The following is an 18,667-nucleotide window of genomic DNA, read 5'->3' as shown; positions in this document are numbered from 1 at the left end:
GGTGCCCCCGCTTAAAAACGCAAGGGCCGATATTCTAATCTTAGGAGAACAGCATCGCCGAAAGCTTGCGGCGGGCGGCAACCGTCGCCGGATCCTTGAAACCCCAGACCTCGAAGAACTGCAGCAGCTGGCGGCGCGCGCCGTCATCGTCGAAGCCGCGGTCCTTACGCATGATCTGAAGCAGATGTTCGGCCGCCTCGTCGCGCCGGCCTTCGACATTGAGGATCTTGGCGAGCTTCAGCCGCGCTTCGTGATTGTCGGGATTGGCGGCCAGGTCACGCTCGAGCGCAACGGGATCGCCGAGCTTGCGCGCCTCCTCGATCTGGTCGAGCTTCTTCAAGACCGCCTGGATGCCGGCATCTTTAGCGAGCTCCTCCGGCAGATCCGTCAGTGTTTCGCGCGCCCGCTCATGCTGGTTTGCGGCGATCATGCATTCGGCCATTCCGGCAAGCGCCTTGGCATTCTCGGGATCGGCCTGCATGACGGCGCCGTAAAGCTGCGCGGCCTCGTTGAGGTTGCCGGCGGCAAGCAGCTCTGCCGCTTCCGTCAGGACGGCCTCGATTTCGGCCGCCTCATCGGCGCCGGCCGGTCCGGCGATCCGGTCGATGAACTGGGTGATCTGGCTTTCCGGCACCGCGCCCATGAAACCGTCGGCCGGGCGGCCGTTGACGAAGGCGATGACGGCGGGGATAGACTGGATGCCGAGCTGGCCGGCAATCGAGGGGTGGTCGTCAATGTTCATCTTGACCAGCCTGACGCGGCCCTTGGCCTCGTTGACAACCTTCTCCAGAACCGGTGTCAGCTGCTTGCACGGACCGCACCAAGGCGCCCAGAAATCGACCAGCACCGGCTGTTTGCGCGATTCCTCGATGACGTCCTTGCCGAAATTCGCCGTCGTCGTGTCGGTGATATAGCTGCCGGCCGCCGCCGGTGCCCCCTGAGCGCCGAAGCTTGCCGTTGCCGACATCTGATTTCCGAAGGAACCGTTATAGGGGTTGTTGCTGCCGCTCATAGGTATCTCCCGCCGCGCCGATCCTGCCGGCATCATTGTAGCGCTAAAATCGTATGTCAGGACGTCACTTTCAAGACAAGCGGCTTATGTCCGGTCGCCTCCATGAAACGGACGAGGTCGCCGCTTGCAATCGATGTGGTCGCATCGTTGGCGAGCGGATGGCAGTTGACGACCTCTTCAGCCATCAGATCGGCATCGAGCACGAAGGTGACATTTCCTGCCGTATCATTGATCGCACCGAAGGCGGTGACCGCGCCGGGAATGACACCGAGATACTCCATGAGCTTCTCGGCCCTGCCGAAGGAAACCCGGCCGGAGCCGCCGATGATGGTGTGCACCTGCTTGAGGTCGACCTCGGCATTCTCCTCCACGGTCAGCAGAAAATACCTGTCCTTCTTGTCCTTGATGAAGAGATTCTTGGTGTGGCCGCCGGGGATCTCATCGCGCAAAGCAACCGATTCGGCCACGGTGAAAACAGGCGCGTGATCGACCGTCTTATGGGCAATGCCGAGTCCGTCGAGGAAGGTGAACAGATCGTCTTTCGTCTTGGGCGTGTTTTCGGGCATCGGGCAATCCGTTGGTGGCGAGGAAAAGCGAGGCGTCCTGATTAAGTCCGTCCACATCATTTGGCAATCTTCGCCACCGACGCGCTACCCCCACATTTGCGGCCTTTCCGCCGGCATCATGCGACCGCCCGAATTTTTCTTCGTCTCTTCGTCATTTCCCTGTTGCATTTGAAAATCCGTTAGGCCATATAGCGCCCGTCGCCACGAGGCGGCGCCCACGGTCCAACGACTACCCCGGACCGATGCGGATTGAGCGGGTGTAGCTCAGGGGTAGAGCACAACCTTGCCAAGGTTGGGGTCGAGGGTTCGAATCCCTTCGCCCGCTCCAGTTTTCCCAACTTCATAGCGAAGACATAGTAACAAACTGTCCTTGTGACATGGATGACAACCTCGTTCCGAACGGGTCTTATGCCGAACGCTTGTGGCTGCCTGCTCCCGGCATAGGTGGCGTCAGTCACCTGATAGCGATGTCCTTCCATTGGTGGAATCGGCTATTCGGCCTACCGCATCAAGCTCCAGAAGCCATGCTTCTTTCCATGCTGACGGTTCAGTTCGTTGACGTAAGCGTCGTGGGGTTGGGTCTTGCCGAAATCGTCGATATGAGGCGCAAGCGACGCGCATTCCGCCAGATGACGCGCGGCATGCCTGTAACGGCTGGATCGGCCATAATCGAGGGCGAAGCCGATCATCGACCGCAGCACGATGGTTGCTGCGAGCGGGTGTTTCTCCTGCAGCATTTCGGCGGCCGGCGTCATCAGCTCGTAGAGGTTGCCATCCAGTTCCGCCTGGCGCCTTGAGACGAGTTTGGCTGCCTCGGCAGCTGCGGGCCAGGCCAGGAAAAAGGCAAGGGCCTGATGAACATCGGGATAGCCGTGCGCGAAGGCGAATGCCTTTTCCTCGGCCTCAATATCATCGAAGTCGGCGAGCTTTCGCAGGAAAGCGCGAAGGTGCTCCCCGTTCAGCGTCTGCTCGAAGCATTGCCATCGATAGGCATGCGCTTCCTCCCCCCGTCCGAGCGCTTCGAGCGTTTCGGCGCGGGCTTCCTGCCATTCAAAAGGCATTTCGAACCGTCCCCGATGATCGACGCCGTCCAAAATCCTCAATGCTTCCTCGGCGCGTCCAGCTAGGAGCAGGCGGTCGGAAATCGCGATCGCGACCATCGGCACCTTTAACGTCTCTTCCGGTTGCTGGGCGATGAAGGCATCGACATCATCCTGGGCATCGGCAATGTCCTGCAGAGCGATGCGCGCCGCCTGTTGCCGCTGCTTGGCATAAATCTCGTTCAGTCCGCTGCCGCCCCAGTCGAAAATTTTCCGGTCGGCGTCGGCAGGCTTCTCCTCCGGTTCGTTCAACCATTGCACCAGGAGGCCCTTCAAACGTTCCAGGCCGTCCTTGCCCAGCGCCGGAACCATCTCGGCGATCAGCGGGTCATATTGGCCGTGGTCGTTATCCTGCAACGCAGTAAAGACCTTGTCGGCAAGGACATCGATACCGATCCCCGCGGACCTGGCGATGACGCCGGCATCGGCGCACGCCTGATGGAACGTCTCGATGAAGGCTGTGTCGCTGCTGTTGGATCGGTGGAATATCGAATCGGCAACGGCAAGGAATTGCCAGATGAGATCGAACGCTTCCTTCGGATCGTCGGCGGCCACGACGGTGACGATCGCGGATCGTTGCGTTTCGAGGTCCGCATTGACGGTTTTTACCTTATGCCATTCGATCACGCTCTGCGCCCGTGCGATGCTGCCGAGGCGCTTGCGGATCTCACGCGCGACCTCGGTGCTGCCCTGATTGCCGGCCAGTTCCATGCGAAGCCGCCGTTTATGGGCGGCACTGCCGGTGCTGATTTCGATCAGCAGTTCGGCGAGACGTGGTGCGCCGAGAGCTTCCAGGTTCTTCGCGTTGAGAGTCGTCTTTGCTGCCATGGGTCACCGCTGTCGTTTCGCGCCGACCCTAACCCGGCATTCAAATCAGTCCAAGGTGCCGAGGGCGGAGGCGCAAGTATACCGTATCGCGAATTCGTATGACTTTATCGGCGGTTAGTCTTGCCGAATCATGGCCGTTATCCAAAAAATAACGCTGCCTCGTAACGACTCCTAAAGCCCGCTTTGGCACCTTGTTGCCTATCGATATTTGCTTCCAAATTTTTCGGCTGGGGTTGGTTATGAGTCACACTAAGGACGTCTGGGTGAGCCAGCGCGCTTATTCGCTGTGGGAATTGGAAGGCCGGCCGGATGGGCGCGGGGAAAGCCATTGGGCGCAGGCGCTCAAGGAATTCGAGCAGCTGGAGCTGACAAAGGCTTCGCCCGACGGAAACGATCTCATCGAGAAGCTGAAGGCAGCCGGGCGGCTGATGCGGGTCTATGATGAGGCGCCAGCCACCAAGGACGACCTGCAGCTGAAAGCGGCGCGTTAGGCGATTGCCAATTCCCCGTGTGCCAAAATAGTCGGCGGCAACCCAGGCGATGATCGGCCTTGCCGGCAGTCGTCTTGCCACTTCGACGAAACCCTTGCCAAATCTACCGGCGGGCGGCCCAGCTGAGGCCGCGCCGCAGGATCAGCGGCATGTAGGGATGGTCGAATTCGGCCGCGACATGACCGAGAGCGGAATAAAAGATGCGGCCGGCGCCGAAATGGCGCTTGAAGACAACAGGCATCACGACATTGCGGGCCGCCGGATCGTATGCGCCGGTGAAGGTGGTGGTCGCCAGGATTTCGACCGTGGGATCGTAATGCAGATAATACTGCTCCGAACGGTAGTCGAAGTCGGGAATGCCCTCCATGACTGGATCGTCCTGGCGGGTGACGGCGACGCGGAAATCGATGATGTTGCCGGGGTGGGCGACCCAGGTGACGCCGGAGACATAGCGGAAAGGCGCGCTTTCCTTGAAGGAGGTGGCAAGCGCGCCGTGATGACCGGCAAGCCCCAGCCCGCCGCGCACCGCTTCGACCAGGGCGGCGGCATGCGGCTTCTCCAGCGTTTCGCCGGTGATGATCGGCACCAGCAGATCGGCTTTCACCAGCGTCGGAGATCCGAATATGCCGAGATCGCCGGTCACCTCGACCGCAAAGCCGTCCTCGCGCAAGAGATCGGCGACGATATGGGCGCATTGCTCCGGCTCATGACCTTGCCAGCCGCCCCAGACGACCAATGCCTTCCTCATTCACGCGCTCCCTGGCTGATTGCTGCGGACACATGGTGGTGAAAGCCCCTTAAAACGGGCGGTTATGCAAATCACGCGAATAATTCACGAAGCGCCGATCCGGCACGAATCGTAGGGCGCGCCGGGCGGTTCGGCATTTGACCGATTGCCATTCACGCCTGTCGCAGTTCCTTCTTTTTATTGCCGTCTATCTCGTCTAGGTTTCTCCCGTCTTTCAGAAACAACAAGGGTGGTGCATGGCAGGTGAAACGGTTCTTGTGGTCGGCGGCGCCGGTTATATCGGCTCGCATACGTGCCTCGACCTGGCGAACAAGGGCTACAAGCCTGTCGTCTTCGATAATTTTTCCAACGGCCATCGCGAGTTCGTCAAATGGGGGCCGGCCGAGGAAGGCGATATTCGCGATCGCGCCCGGCTGGACGAGGTGCTCGCCAAGCACAAGCCGGCGGCGATCCTGCATTTCGCAGCGCTGATCGAGGTCGGCGAATCGGTCAAGGATCCGGTTTCCTTCTATGAGAACAATGTGATCGGCACCTTGACGCTGCTTTCGGCGGCGCAGGCCGCCGGCATCAACGCCTTCGTCTTCTCCTCCACCTGCGCCACCTACGGCCTGCCGCAGAGCGTGCCGCTCGACGAGACGCACCGGCAGGTGCCGATCAACCCCTATGGGCGGACGAAATATATCGTCGAACAGGCGCTTGCCGATTACGACCAGTATAAGAGCCTGCGCTCGGTGGTGCTGCGTTATTTCAACGCCGCCGGCGCCGATTTCGAAGGCCGGATCGGCGAATGGCACCAGCCGGAGACGCATGCAATCCCGCTGGCGATCGATGCCGCGCTCGGCCGCCGCCAGGGCTTCAAGGTGTTCGGCAGCGATTACGAGACGCGCGACGGCACCTGCGTGCGCGATTATATCCACGTGCTGGATCTTGCCGATGCGCATGTGCGCGCCGTCGAATATCTCTTGAAGGGCGGAGAGTCCGTCGCGCTCAACCTCGGCACCGGCGCCGGCACGACCGTCAAGGAATTGCTCGGCGCGATCGAGGACGTGTCGAACCGGCCGTTCCCGGTCGAATATATCGGCCGTCGCGAGGGCGATTCGCATACGCTGGTCGCCAATAACGACAAGGCGCGCGACGTGCTCGGCTGGGTGCCGCAATATGATCTCTCCGAGATCATCCGCTCCGCCTGGAACTGGCATGCAAGATCCAACCAGCATTGAGCCAGCCGGAATTGAGAGCGACCGCCGGCCGAACATTCTGCTGATCACGGCGGACCAGTGGCGCGGCGACTGCCTGTCTTCTGCCGGTCATGCTTGTGTGAAAACGCCCAATGTCGACGCCTTGGCCCGGGAGGGCACGCTTTTCCGGCGGCACTATGCCGGGGCGGCACCCTGCTCGCCGGCGCGGGCCACGCTCTATACCGGCCTTTACCAGATGAACCATCGCGTCTGCCGCAACGGTTCGCCGCTCGATGCCCGCTTCGACAATCTGGCGTTGGCCGCCCGGCGGGCGGGATACGATCCGACGCTGTTCGGTTATACCGACACGGCGCCCGATCCGCGCGGCATGGATGCCGGCGATCCGCATCTGACGACTTACGAAGGCGTGTTGCCCGGTTTTACCGCGCGCCAGCTCCTGCCCGAGCATGAAAGACAATGGCTCTCCTGGCTGAGGTCGCGTGGCCACACACATGCCGTCAGCCGCGACATCCATATTCCCGTCGGTGCGCAAGCCGGCGAAATTTCCGATGCGGCGCCGGCCTATTCCCGCGACGAGACCCAGACCGCTTTCCTGGCCGGCGAATTCATCCGCTGGATGGGCGAGCAGGACGGGCCGTGGTTTGCGCATGTCTCTTTTTTGCGTCCGCATCCGCCGTTTTCCGTGCCGGAGCCGTTCAACCGGATGTTCGGGCCGGGTGACGGACCGGCTTTTGCGCGCGCGACAAATGCCCAAGCGGAAGAGGCCAGCCATCCCTATCTCGCCTATGCCATGCCGCGCACCGGCAGGGGCAATTTCATGCACGGCGCCACCGGGCCGCTCAGCGGCTGGAATGGCGGGGATTTCGCTGCGATCCGGGCAATCTATTACGGCATGATAGCCGAGGTCGACGCGCAACTCGGCCGCATCTGGCAGGCGCTGAAGGATGCGGGTGCCTGGGAGAATACGCTTATCGTCTTCACGTCCGATCACGCCGAGATGGCGGGCGATCACTGGACGCTCGGCAAGGGCGGTTTCTTCGACGGCAGCTATCATGTTCCGCTTGTCATTCGTGATCCCGCAAGCAGTGCCGCAGGCGGGACCGTCGACGATTTCACCAGCGCCGCGGACATTTTTCCGACATTGTGCGAAAAGCTCGGCATCGAGGCGAAAAACGGGCTCGACGGCCGGTCGCTCATGCCGTTCGTCAACGGCCGGAGCGAGCCGGGATGGCGGGATGCGGCATTCTGGGAATTCGATTTCCGTGATATCGCCGCCGGCGAGGCGGAACGGCATTTCGGACTGAGGTCCAACCAATGCAATCTCGCAGTGATCCGCGATGCGCGGTTCAAATATGTGCATTTTACCGCACTGCCGCCGCTGCTCTTCAATCTTCGCGCCGATCCGATGGAGCTCGACAATGTCGCGGCTGATCCGGCCTATGCGGCCACCCGGCTTGAATATGCCGAAAAGCTGCTGTCGCTGAGGGCGCGGCATCTGGATCAGACGCTTGCCTATACCGAGTTGACGGAAAAAGGGCCGGTGACGCGCCGGCCCTGATCTCATTTACCCGAGATAATCACGCTTGCCGATCGGCGCACCCTGATTGCGCAGGATGGCGTGGGCGGTCGCGACGTGGAAATAGAAGTTCGGCAGCGCGAAGGTGGTGACATATTCGTCACCCGGAAGCACGATGCCGCTGCTGCCCGGCAGGGTAATCTGGCGTCCTTCGACGCCTTCCAGCGCCTGCGCCGAAAATGTGGCGAGATAGGCCTCGGTCTTTGCCAGGCGCTCGCGCAACTCGTCGAACGTCTTTTCATTATCTTCGAACTTCGGGGCGTCGGTGCCGGTCAGCCGAGCGAGAGTGAATTTGGCGCTGTCGCTGGCGCGCTGATACTGGCCGGAAAGCGGCAGCATGTCCGGCGCAAGGCGTGCGGCGACCAATATGGCGGGATCGACATTCTTTTCCCTCGCAAAGGCTTCGGCCTTGTCGAGATAGGTTTTCAGGCTGGCGAGTCCCCGCTGAAACATCGGAACAGTGAGGCGATAGATCGAAATGGACATCTGTCCTGTCTCCAAAATCTTCAAATAGTCAGGCCGCAGCGAGAGATCGAAGGCGCCTGCGGCGGTCCACCTGTCTTCGACCCCGTCATAGATGGAGGCTCCCTTCGTCTTCCGCAATGCAGCGAATGCAGGTGCCGGGGCATAAGGCCTGTGGCATTGCGCGCCCGGTCCATATCTCGTCGCCGCTAAAGAGGCTTGACGCCGTTCCCAGAAAATGGAATGAATATTCCGAAGAACAAATTTTACGGTTTGTTTGTTCCGTTTTGCGGAACGCCGCGGGAGAGGCGGCGCGAGCGAATAGCGGCTCCAGGGCAAAATGCCTGGAGCTCCGGCGTGAGGAGGGTGCAGCCGGGCACCGTTTGTGGAGGAAGTAAAATGAAAAAGTTTATCCTGGGCACTGCGATGGCGCTCGTCATGTCGGCGGCCGCTCACGCGGAAACCGTCGGCGTCTCGATGGCGAAGTTCGACGACAACTTTCTGACCGTTCTGCGCAACGGCATGACCGATTACGCCAAGACGCTGAGCGGCGTCACCCTGCAGGTCGAAGACGCGCAAAACGACGTTTCCAAGCAGCAGAGCCAGATCCAGAATTTCATCGCCTCCAAGGTCGATGCAATCATCGTCAACCCTGTTGACACCGACGCGACGACGGCGATGTCGAAGCTTGCGGCCGATGCCGGCATTCCGCTGGTTTACGTCAACCGTCAGCCGGTCAACGTCGACACGCTTCCTGAGAAGCAGGCTTTCGTGGCCTCCAACGAACAGGAATCCGGCACGCTGGAAACCAAGGAAATCTGCCGCATTCTCGGTGGCAAGGGCAAAGCCGTCGTTATCATGGGTGAGCTTTCCAACCAGGCCGCGCGCATGCGCACCCAGGATATCCATGACGTCATCAAGACCGATGAGTGCAAAGGCATCGAGATCGTCGAAGAGCAGACGGCCAACTGGGATCGCACCCAGGGCGCCGACCTGATGACCAACTGGCTCTCCAGCGGCATCGAGTTCGACGCTGTCATCTCCAACAACGACGAAATGGCAATTGGCGCTATCCAGGCGCTGAAGGCAGCCGGCAAGGATATGAGCAAGGTCGTCATCGGCGGCGTCGACGCCACGCAGGACGCGCTTGCCGCCATGCAGGCGGGCGACCTCGACGTTACCGTGTTCCAGGATGCCGCCGGCCAGGGCAAGGGCTCGCTCGATACTGCGCTGAAGATCGCCAAGGGCGAAAAGGTCGAGAAGAAGGTCTATATTCCCTTCCAGCTCGTCACCCCTGAAAACGTCAAGGACTTCGTCACCAAGAACTGAGGCGAACGCCTAACGGGATGCGGGCAAAGCCCGCATCCTTTTCGCCTGCCCGTATCCGGAGGAGATGATATGGCCGTCAGCCCGACAACCATGGCCGCCGTGCGCGCAAGCGGCGCAGTTCCGAATGCGGAATATCTGTTGAGCGCCGAAGGCGTTCGCAAGGAATTTCCCGGTGTCGTCGCACTCGACGACGTACAGTTCCGGCTGAAGCGCGCCTCCGTGCACGCGTTGATGGGCGAAAACGGCGCCGGCAAATCGACATTGATGAAGATCCTGGCCGGCATCTACACGCCCGATAAAGGCGATATCCGCCTGAAAGGCATCGAAATCCAGCTGAAATCTCCGCTCGACGCGCTGGAGAATGGCATTGCCATGATCCATCAGGAACTGAACCTGATGCCGTTCATGACGGTCGCGGAAAATATCTGGATCCGCCGCGAACCGAAGAACCGCTTCGGCTTCGTCGATCATGGCGTGATGCATCGCATGACCGAGGAGCTGTTTGCCCGGCTCAATATCGATATCGATCCCGATATCGAGGTCCGTTACCTCTCGGTCGCCAACCGCCAGATGGTCGAGATCGCCAAGGCGGTTTCCTATAATTCCGACGTGCTGATCATGGACGAGCCGACTTCGGCGCTGACGGAGCGGGAGGTCGAGCATCTTTTCCGCATTATCCGCGACCTCAGGGCGCAGGGAATCGGCATCGTCTATATCACCCACAAGATGAACGAGCTTTTCGAGATCGCCGACGAGTTTTCGGTATTCCGCGACGGTCGCTATATCGGCACGCATGCATCGACCGAGGTCACCCGCGACGACATCATCCGCATGATGGTCGGGCGCGAGATCACCCAGATGTTCCCCAAGGAAGAGGTGCCGATCGGCGAGGTCATGCTCTCCGTCAAGGATCTTTGCCTCAAGGGCGTCTTCAAGGATGTCTCCTTCGAGGTAAGGGCAGGCGAGATCCTCGGAGTGGCCGGCCTTGTCGGCTCCGGACGGTCGAATGTCGCCGAAACGCTCTTCGGCGTGACGCCGGCAAGCTCCGGCTCCATCGAGCTCTACGGCAAGCCGGTGACGATTTCGTCACCGACCGAGGCCATCCGCAACCAGATGGCGTTCCTGACCGAGGACCGCAAGGATACCGGCTGTCTGCTGATCCTCGATATTCTCGAGAACATGCAGATCGCCGTTCTGCAGGACAGATACGTCAAGGGCGGCTTCGTGCAGCAGGGCGCGATCGAGGCGACCTGCGAAGACATGGCAAAGAAACTGCGGGTGAAGACGCCCAATCTCTACGAGCGGGTGGAAAATCTTTCGGGCGGCAATCAGCAGAAGGTGCTGATCGGCCGCTGGCTGCTCACCAATCCGCGAATCCTGATCCTCGACGAGCCGACACGCGGCATCGATGTCGGCGCCAAGGCGGAGATTCACCGGCTGGTCACCGAAATGGCGCGAAACGGCGTGGCAGTCATCATGATCTCATCCGAGATGCCCGAGGTTCTCGGCATGAGCGACCGCATCATGGTCATGCACGAGGGACGCGTGACCGGTTTCCTCAATCGCGATGAAGCAACGCAGATCAAGGTGATGGAGCTGGCTGCGCAGTGATGCGCCGTCTGCAATCGCCCAAGGGAGGTTTGACATGAGTACCAAGGCAGCAGAGGGCGCGGCTCCGCTCGCAACCCGGCAACGGCGGCGGCGCTTACCGACCGAGCTCAGCATTTTCCTCGTGCTCGTCGGCATCGCACTCATCTATGAAGCGCTCGGCTGGATGTTCATCGGCCAAAGCTTCCTGATGAATTCGCAGCGTCTGACGATCATGATCCTGCAGGTCTCCGTCATCGGCATCATCGCCGTCGGCGTCACGCAGGTCATCATCACAGGCGGCATCGATCTTTCATCCGGCTCGGTCGTCGGCATGACGGCGATGATCGCGACAAGCTTCGCCCAGTCCTCCACCTGGGGACGGGCAGTCTTCCCCTCGCTGACCGACCTGCCGGCTGTCGTGCCGATCATGGTCGGCCTGCTGATCGGAGCGGCTGCGGGTCTGGCGAATGGCGCACTCATCGCCTACACGAAAATCCCGCCCTTCATCGCAACGCTCGGCATGTTCGTGTCGGCCCGCGGCGTGGCGAAGTGGTACACCAAGGGACAGCCGGTTTCCGGCATCACCGAGCAGTTTCACTTCATCGGCACCAAGGCCTGGCCGGTCGTCGTCTTCCTGGTCGTCGCGCTGATCTTCCATATTGCGCTACGCTACACACGCTACGGCAAGTTCACCTATGCGATAGGCGCGAACCCGCAGGCGGCGCGCGTCTCCGGCATCAACATCGAGGCGCATCTCGTCAAGGTCTATGTGATCGCCGGATTGCTCGCCGGTCTTGCCGGCATCGTCACGGCGGCACGCGCGGAAACCGCGCAGGCCAGCATGGGCGTCGGATATGAGCTCGATGCGATTGCCGCGACCGTCATCGGCGGCACCTCGCTGACCGGCGGCGTCGGCCGCATCACCGGCACCGTCATCGGCACCATTATCCTCGGCGTGATGACATCGGGCTTCACCTTCCTGAGGATCGACGCCTATTATCAGGAGATCGTCAAAGGCTTCATCATCGTCGCGGCTGTTGTGATCGACGTCTACAGACAGAAGAAGCGCCGCAAGCACTGATCTCTGCCGGCATCATTCGTAATTTTGCGGGGGCTTCGGCCCCCGTTTGCGTTTTCGCGCCGATGGCCGATTTTCAAAAAAAGAGATGGCGAATTCCGTCAGCTTTTCTATTCTGGCCACTTCATTCGCCCGCTACAGCGCCGCGCGTCTGGAAAGACGCGCAAAGGACGCTGTAGCACTTTGAATGCTGCATAATTTTATCCTTAAATCGATTCCGATTTAAGGAATTAGGCAGTAGGGCAGCGCAGGAAGACAGATGCAATTCGTATTTGACGGTCACAACGACGTTCTCCTTCGACTCTGGACACATTCAAAAGACGGCAGCGACCCTATCGCGGAATTTTCGGACGGCACGACGGTCGGCCATATCGATGCGCGCCGGGCGAAAGCGGGCGGTCTGTCCGGTGGTCTCTGCGCCATCTACATTCCCTCGGGCGATCTCGTCTTCGCCGATCCGGATGCCGACGGCCGTTATGTCACGCCGATGGCCGCCCCGCTTGATCCGCTTCCGTCCCTTGCGATCGCCACTGAAATGGCGGCGATCGCGCTGCGGCTCGACCAGGCCGGCGCCTGGCGTCTCTGCCGCACGGTCAAGGACATCCGTGGCGCCATGGCGGAGGAGGTTTTCGCCGCCGTCATGCATATGGAAGGCTGCGAGGCGATCGGCGCCGATCTGTCGGCGCTCGAGGTATTCTATGCGGCCGGCCTGCGCTCGCTCGGGCCGGTCTGGAGCCGGCACAACGTCTTCGGCCATGGTGTGCCCTTCGCCTTCCCGATGTCGCCGGACACCGGGCCGGGTCTCACCGATGCCGGTTTTGCGCTGGTACGGGAATGCAATCGCCTCGGCATCCTGATCGACCTTGCCCATATCACCGAGAAGGGCTTCTGGGACGTGGCGAAGACGACCGACCAGCCGCTGGTCGCCAGCCACTCCAATGCCCATGCGCTGACGCCGGTCGCGCGCAACCTGACGGACAGGCAGCTCGATGCGATCCGCGAAAGCCGCGGTCTCGTCGGCATCAATTATGCCACTGCGATGCTGCGCGCCGACGGCCGCTCGGACAGCGATACGCCGATTGCCGACATGATCCGTCACATCGACCATCTCGTGAACCGCATCGGCATCGATTGCGTGGCGCTCGGATCGGACTTCGACGGCGCCACGATCCCTGAGGAAATCGGCGATGCGGCCGGCAATCAGAAGCTGATTGCCGCTCTCAGGGAGGCTGGTTATGGTGAGGCGGATCTCACGAAACTTGCCCGTGAAAATTGGCTTCGCATTCTCGCACAAGCCTGGCGGGAGGACGACGCCTAAAGCGCCGCCCGCCTCTGGACGCGCTGAGAACGGACAATAGTTTTAATGAGGTACGACCGACAAAACGCTTCGTAATCAATCAAGAACAGGGGAACAGACCATGATGATCACCAAGCTCAGCCGCAATTTCCGCCTGCTTTCCGCCGGAGCCGCTCTTTCGCTGCTGATGATGACGGCACCTTCCGCCTTTGCCGAAACGCCCAAAGACACGCTTGTCGAGGGTTTTGCGTTCGACGACATCATCACCATGGATCCCGGCGAGGCTTTCGAGCTTTCGACCGCCGAAATCACCAGCAACAGTTACAGCCTGCTTGTCCGTCTCGATCTCGCCGACACATCCAAGGTGAAGGGCGATCTTGCCGAGAGCTGGAGCGTTTCGGATGACGGCCTCACCTATACGTTCAAGCTGAAACCAGGCCTCAAATTCGCATCCGGGAATCCTGTTACTGCCGAAGACGTTGCATGGTCGTTCGAGCGGGCCGTCAAGCTCGACAAGAGCCCGGCCTTTATCCTTACCCAGTTCGGCCTGACCGGCGACAATGTCACCGAAAAGGCCAAGGCGGCCGATGCCAATACCTTCGTCTTCACGGTCGACAAGGCCTATGCCCCGAGCTTCGTGCTCAACTGCCTGACGGCGACGGTCGCCTCCGTGGTCGATAAAAAACTCGTGCTCGAGCATGTGAAGGCGGTAACGCCGGATGCCGAGCACAAATACGACAATGATTTCGGCAATGAGTGGCTGAAGACCGGTTATGCCGGCTCCGGCGCCTTCAAGCTGCGCGAATGGCGGGCCAACGAAGTCGTCGTGCTGGAGCGCAACGACAATTATTATGGCGATAAGTCGAAGCTCAATCGTGTCATCTACCGCTTCATGAAGGAAAGCTCGGCCCAGCGGCTGGCGCTCGAAGCCGGCGATATCGACATCGCCCGCAATCTCGAGCCCGGCGACATCGACGCCGTATCCAAGAACGCCGATCTGGCGACGACAAACGCGCCGAAGGGCACGATCTACTACGTCAGCCTGAACAACAAGAACGAGAACCTGAAGAAGCCGGAAGTCCAGGAAGCCTTCAAATATCTGGTCGACTACGATGCGATCGGCGCGACCCTGATCAAGGGCATCGGCGAAATCCACCAGACCTTCCTGCCGGAGGGCCAACTCGGCGCGCTTGATGAAAACCCCTACAAGCTCGATGTCGCCAAGGCGAAGGAACTGCTGGCCAAGGCGGGCGTCCCGGACGGTTTCTCGGTGACGATGGACGTGCGCAACACCCAGCCGGTAACCGGGATTGCCGAATCGATGCAGCAGTCGCTGGCGCAGGCCGGCGTGAAGCTGGAGATCATCCCCGGCGACGGCAAGCAGACGCTGACCAAATATCGCGCCCGCACCCACGATATCTATATTGGCCAGTGGGGTTCGGACTATTTCGACCCGAACTCGAATGCCGACACCTTCACCAGCAATCCCGACAATTCCGATGCCGGCACGGTGAAAACGCTCGCCTGGCGCAACACCTGGGAGGCGCCGGAGCTCGACAAGCAAGCCAAGGCGGCGCTGCTGGAACGTGACGGTGAGAAGCGGGCCGCCATGTACGAGGATATTCAGAAGAAGTTCCTCGCCAACAGCCCCTTCGTCATCATCTTCCAGCAGACCGAAGTGGCGGGCTACCGCAAGAATTTGAAGGACTTCAAGCTGGGTCCGAGCTTCGATACCAATTTCGTCGGTCCGATCGCCAAGGAATGATCCGGCAGGATTGGTCGCTTGAGCACCATTGAAACAACACAGGTGGCGGCACGGCCCCGAAAGGGCGGTGCCAGCACCCTCGCCAAGGCGGTCGGGCGGTTCCTGTTCGCCGCCGTCACCACCTATCTCGGCCTTCTGGCCGTCACCTTCTTCATCGGCCGCGTCGTGCCGATCGATCCCGTGCTCGCCATCCTCGGCGACCGCGCGCCCACCCATGTCGTCGAGCGTGTGCGCCGGGAAATGGGCTTCAATCTGCCGCTCTATGAGCAGTTCTACATCTATGTCAAAGGTGTGCTGTCCGGCGATTTCGGCAATTCGGTGCTGACGACCAACCCTGTGATGGTCGACATCCGCCGCGTCATGCCGGCGACGATCGAACTTGCCACACTCGGAACGCTGATCGGCGCCTGCGTCGGCGTGCCGCTCGGCGTTCTCGCCGCCGTGCGCCGCGGCAGCATCGCCGACCAGGTGGTGCGCGTCATCGGCCTGATCGGCTACTCGGTACCGATCTTCTGGCTGGCGCTGATCTCGCTCGTCATCTTCTACGCGCAGCTGCGCTGGGTGGCCTTTCCCGGCCGCATCGATATCGTCTTCGAATATACGTTCACGCCGATCACGGGCTTCTATCTGCTGGACAGCGCCTGGCAGGGGCAGTGGGATGTCTTCTATGATGTGTTCCGCCACATCATCCTGCCTGCCTCGCTGCTCGGTTATTTCTCGCTCGCCTATATCAGCCGCATGACCCGCAGCTTCATGCTGAACGAGCTGTCGCAGGAATATATCGTCGCCGCGCGCGCCAAGGGGCTTTCGGAAACGCGGGTGATCTGGGGCCATGCGCTGCGCAACGCCGCCGTGCCGCTCGTCACCGTCATCGCGCTTTCCTATGCCGGCCTGCTCGAAGGATCGGTGCTGACCGAGACCGTCTTTTCCTGGCCGGGCATCGGGCTCTACATCACCAACTCGCTGCAGAATGCCGATATGAACGCCGTGCTCGGCGGCACGATCGTCATCGGCACGGTTTTCATCGGCATCAATCTTCTGTCCGATCTTCTCTACCGGACGCTCGACCCGAGGACGCGAAACCGATGACGGCTCCCGCCAGCCCATCGCCAACGATGAGCCGCCGCGACTGGCTGCTGTCCGACCGGCCGCAATCGCGCATGCAGGCGCGCCTCGGCCGCGCCTATGTCACCTGGCGGCAGTTCACCGCAAACCGGCTTGCCGTCGTCGGCTTGCTGATTATCGTGGCGCTGCTTTTCATCGCCGCCTTCGCCGATATCATCGCCACGCACAATCCCGTCGTCGGCGATCTGCGCAATGCCCGGCTGCTGCCGCCGGGAACGGGTGAATTCCTGCTCGGCACCGACGACCAGGGCCGTGATATCTTTTCGCGGCTGATCTACGGATCGCGTTTGACGCTGCTGGTCGTCGTGCTCGTCGCCGTCATCTCGGCGCCGATCGGCCTGATCGTCGGCACCGTCTCCGGTTATGCCGGCGGCTGGGTGGATGCGACGCTGATGCGCATCACCGATATTTTCCTCGCCTTTCCGAAGCTGGTGCTGGCGCTCGCTTTCGTCGCCGCGCTCGGCCCGGGCATCCAGAATGCGATCATCGCCATCGCCATCACCTCCTGGCCGCCCTATGCCCGCATCGCGCGCGCCGAAACGCTGACGGTCCGGCGGTCCGACTATATCTCGGCGGTGAGGCTGATGGGCGCCTCGCCGCTGCGCATCATCGTGCGCCATGTCATGCCGCTCTGCATTTCCTCGCTGATCGTGCGCGTGACGCTCGATATGGCCGGCATCATCCTGACGGCAGCCGGCCTCGGCTTCCTCGGCTTGGGCGCGCAGCCGCCGCTGCCGGAATGGGGCGCGATGATCGCTTCGGGCCGGCGCTTCATCCTCGATCAATGGTGGGTGGCGGCGATGCCCGGCATCGCCATCCTCATCGTCAGCCTCGGCTTCAATCTGCTCGGCGACGGCCTGCGCGACGCGCTCGATCCGAAGGAGAGCGGCCAGTGACGACGCTTCTGACGGTCGACAAGCTCAAGGTCAGCTACCCCACGCGCACCGGCATGATCGAAGCCGTGCGCGGCGTCTCCTTCACGCTCGGCAAGGAAAGGCTCGGCATCGTCGGCGAATCCGGTTCCGGCAAGTCGCAGACCGGTCGGGCCATCATGGGCCTGACGCCGAAACACGGCATCGTCACGGCCGACAGGCTGGATTTCAGCGGTATCGACCTTCTCAAGGCCTCGGCCGGGCAACGGCGCAGGCTGCGCGGCAAGCGCATCGCCATGATCCTGCAGGATCCGAAATATTCGCTCGATCCTGTTATGACGATCGGCCGGCAGATCTGTGAAACGCTGCGCACCCATGAGAAGGTCGGCAAGGCGGAGGCGCGCGAACACGCGCTCGCCATGCTGGAGGCCGTGCAGATCCGCGATCCGAAACGCGTCTTCGACCTGCATCCGCACGAAGTTTCGGGCGGCATGGGGCAGCGTGCGATGATCGCCATGATGCTGATCGCCGGGCCGGAGCTGCTGATTGCCGACGAGCCGACCTCGGCGCTCGACGTGACGGTGCAGCTCGATGTGCTCAGAATCATGGACAGGCTGGTGTCGGAGCGCGGCATGGGATTGATCTTCATCTCCCATGATTTGAGACTGGTCTCCTCTTTCTGCGATCGCGTCATCGTCATGTATGCCGGAAAGATCGTCGAGGAGCTTGCGGCCGCCGATCTCAAACACGCGCAGCACCCCTATACGCAAGGACTGCTGAACTGCATGCCCGAGATCGGCGCGAACCGCCATCCGCTGCCCGTGCTCGACCGCAGGCCGGAGTGGGCGGTATGAGCGCAGCACTCCACGTCGACAATCTCAGCGTCGTCTACGATGAATTTCACGCCCTGAAGGATGTCAGCATCGATGTCGAACGCGGTGAATCCTTCGGTCTCGTCGGCGAGTCCGGCTCGGGCAAATCCACCTTGCTGCGCGCCGTGGCCGGACTTGCACCGATCAGCGGCGGCGCGATCCACGTCGACGGCGAAGCATTGAAAGGCGCAAAGCGCAGCAAGGCCTTCTATCGGCGTGTGCAGATGGTCTTTCAGGATCCTTATGGCTCGCTGCATCCGCGCCAGACGATCGACCGGCTGCTGCTCGAACCGCTTGCGATCCACGGCATCGGGGACAACGACAGGCGCATCGCGCGGGCGCTCGACGAGGTCGGCCTCGGCAATGGCTTCCGTTTCCGCTACCCGCATCAGCTCTCCGGCGGCCAGCGGCAGCGTGTGGCAATCGCCAGGGCGCTGATCGTCGAACCGTCTATCCTGCTGCTCGACGAGCCGACATCGGCGCTCGATGCCTCGGTGCAGGCCGAGGTGTTGAACCTGCTCGAACAGATCCGCCGCGACCGCAAACTCACCTTCATTATGGTGAGCCACGATCTCGGCGTGATCACCCATATGTGCGACAGGCTCGCCGTGATGCGCAATGGCGCCGTTGTCGAACGATTGAGCTCGCAAGCGCTGGCGGAGGGCGCGGTCCGGGAGGACTACACGAAAAATTTGATGATCGCGAGCAAAGGGTTCGTCAAAGCCTGAAAGCCAATCATTTCAAACTATTGAAAAGA

Annotated in this window: 17 protein-coding genes and 1 tRNA gene; 13 read left to right on the top strand and 5 right to left on the bottom strand. The window is 61.2% G+C overall.

Features of this window, described 5'->3' with window-relative positions:
* Positions 1–40 precede the first annotated feature (40 nt).
* On the bottom strand, positions 41–1,012 hold the full coding sequence (gene trxA / locus CO671_RS10700) for a thioredoxin (protein ID WP_097605890.1): 972 nt from the start codon (positions 1,010–1,012) through the stop codon (positions 41–43).
* 56 nt (positions 1,013–1,068) lie between these two features.
* Entirely contained in the window at positions 1,069–1,578 is a 510-nt protein-coding gene (locus tag CO671_RS10695; protein WP_097605889.1) for a prolyl-tRNA synthetase associated domain-containing protein, read from the bottom strand.
* 253 nt (positions 1,579–1,831) lie between these two features.
* On the opposite strand from CO671_RS10695, the gene CO671_RS10690 reads away from it, so the two are divergent.
* Positions 1,832–1,906, top strand: a tRNA-Gly gene (locus CO671_RS10690).
* Positions 1,907–2,078: 172 nt separating this feature from the next.
* On the opposite strand, the gene CO671_RS10685 is transcribed toward CO671_RS10690, so the two are convergent.
* Entirely contained in the window at positions 2,079–3,506 is a 1,428-nt protein-coding gene (locus CO671_RS10685) for a DUF6880 family protein (protein ID WP_097605888.1), read from the bottom strand.
* A 239-nt stretch (positions 3,507–3,745) separates the two neighbouring features.
* Between CO671_RS10685 and CO671_RS10680 the strand changes: the two genes are divergently transcribed.
* Positions 3,746–3,997: a DUF2934 domain-containing protein gene (locus tag CO671_RS10680; RefSeq protein ID WP_097605887.1), complete on the top strand. Its 252-nt coding sequence runs from the start codon at positions 3,746–3,748 to the stop codon at positions 3,995–3,997.
* Between the two features lie 103 nt (positions 3,998–4,100).
* On the opposite strand, the gene CO671_RS10675 is transcribed toward CO671_RS10680, so the two are convergent.
* The gene (locus CO671_RS10675; protein ID WP_097605886.1) at positions 4,101–4,745 is read right to left on the bottom strand and encodes a ThuA domain-containing protein; all 645 of its coding nucleotides are present in this window, start codon (positions 4,743–4,745) and stop codon (positions 4,101–4,103) included.
* Between the two features lie 236 nt (positions 4,746–4,981).
* Here CO671_RS10675 and galE point away from each other — a divergent pair, with 236 nt between their 5' ends.
* Positions 4,982–5,965: a UDP-glucose 4-epimerase GalE gene (galE, locus tag CO671_RS10670; RefSeq protein ID WP_097605885.1), complete on the top strand. Its 984-nt coding sequence runs from the start codon at positions 4,982–4,984 to the stop codon at positions 5,963–5,965.
* A complete protein-coding gene (locus CO671_RS10665) occupies positions 5,943–7,502 on the top strand; it encodes an alkaline phosphatase family protein (protein ID WP_097605884.1) in 1,560 nt (519 codons plus the stop codon). Before galE ends, CO671_RS10665 begins: the two co-directional genes overlap by 23 nt.
* A gap of 6 nt (positions 7,503–7,508) precedes the next feature.
* Here CO671_RS10665 and CO671_RS10660 read toward each other — a convergent pair whose 3' ends face one another.
* Positions 7,509–8,006, bottom strand: coding sequence for a DUF1993 domain-containing protein (locus CO671_RS10660; protein WP_097605998.1), 498 nt, complete (start codon positions 8,004–8,006; stop codon positions 7,509–7,511).
* 375 nt (positions 8,007–8,381) lie between these two features.
* Here CO671_RS10660 and CO671_RS10655 point away from each other — a divergent pair, with 375 nt between their 5' ends.
* The 9 genes from CO671_RS10655 to CO671_RS10615 all read left to right on the top strand — a co-directional run bounded on the left by CO671_RS10655 (position 8,382) and on the right by CO671_RS10615 (position 18,638).
* Positions 8,382–9,311: a sugar ABC transporter substrate-binding protein gene (locus CO671_RS10655; protein ID WP_097605883.1), complete on the top strand. Its 930-nt coding sequence runs from the start codon at positions 8,382–8,384 to the stop codon at positions 9,309–9,311.
* 69 nt (positions 9,312–9,380) lie between these two features.
* Positions 9,381–10,922 (top strand): sugar ABC transporter ATP-binding protein, encoded by a 1,542-nt coding sequence (locus CO671_RS10650; protein ID WP_038691901.1) that lies wholly within the window; start codon positions 9,381–9,383, stop codon positions 10,920–10,922.
* Positions 10,923–10,956: 34 nt separating this feature from the next.
* Complete coding sequence (locus CO671_RS10645) at positions 10,957–11,982, top strand: ABC transporter permease (RefSeq protein WP_097580528.1); 1,026 nt, start codon at positions 10,957–10,959, stop codon at positions 11,980–11,982.
* Between the two features lie 256 nt (positions 11,983–12,238).
* Positions 12,239–13,297: a dipeptidase gene (locus CO671_RS10640; protein ID WP_097605882.1), complete on the top strand. Its 1,059-nt coding sequence runs from the start codon at positions 12,239–12,241 to the stop codon at positions 13,295–13,297.
* A 100-nt stretch (positions 13,298–13,397) separates the two neighbouring features.
* Entirely contained in the window at positions 13,398–15,041 is a 1,644-nt protein-coding gene (locus CO671_RS10635; protein ID WP_097605881.1) for an ABC transporter substrate-binding protein, read from the top strand.
* Between the two features lie 18 nt (positions 15,042–15,059).
* On the top strand, positions 15,060–16,130 hold the full coding sequence (locus CO671_RS10630; protein ID WP_097580525.1) for an ABC transporter permease: 1,071 nt from the start codon (positions 15,060–15,062) through the stop codon (positions 16,128–16,130).
* Positions 16,127–17,062, top strand: coding sequence for an ABC transporter permease (locus tag CO671_RS10625; protein ID WP_097605880.1), 936 nt, complete (start codon positions 16,127–16,129; stop codon positions 17,060–17,062). Before CO671_RS10630 ends, CO671_RS10625 begins: the two co-directional genes overlap by 4 nt.
* Positions 17,059–17,892 (top strand): ABC transporter ATP-binding protein, encoded by an 834-nt coding sequence (locus CO671_RS10620; protein ID WP_097605879.1) that lies wholly within the window; start codon positions 17,059–17,061, stop codon positions 17,890–17,892. The genes CO671_RS10625 and CO671_RS10620 overlap by 4 nt, the downstream gene beginning before the upstream one ends.
* A complete protein-coding gene (locus tag CO671_RS10615) occupies positions 17,889–18,638 on the top strand; it encodes an ABC transporter ATP-binding protein (RefSeq protein ID WP_097605878.1) in 750 nt (249 codons plus the stop codon). The genes CO671_RS10620 and CO671_RS10615 overlap by 4 nt, the downstream gene beginning before the upstream one ends.
* Positions 18,639–18,667 lie beyond the last annotated feature (29 nt).

This window comes from Rhizobium sp. M10 (assembly GCF_002531955.1).
Taxonomy (GTDB): Bacteria; Pseudomonadota; Alphaproteobacteria; order Rhizobiales; family Rhizobiaceae; genus Rhizobium; species Rhizobium etli_C.
Note: the sequence above shows the minus strand (reverse complement) of the source record. Positions and strands in the feature narration are given on the sequence as shown.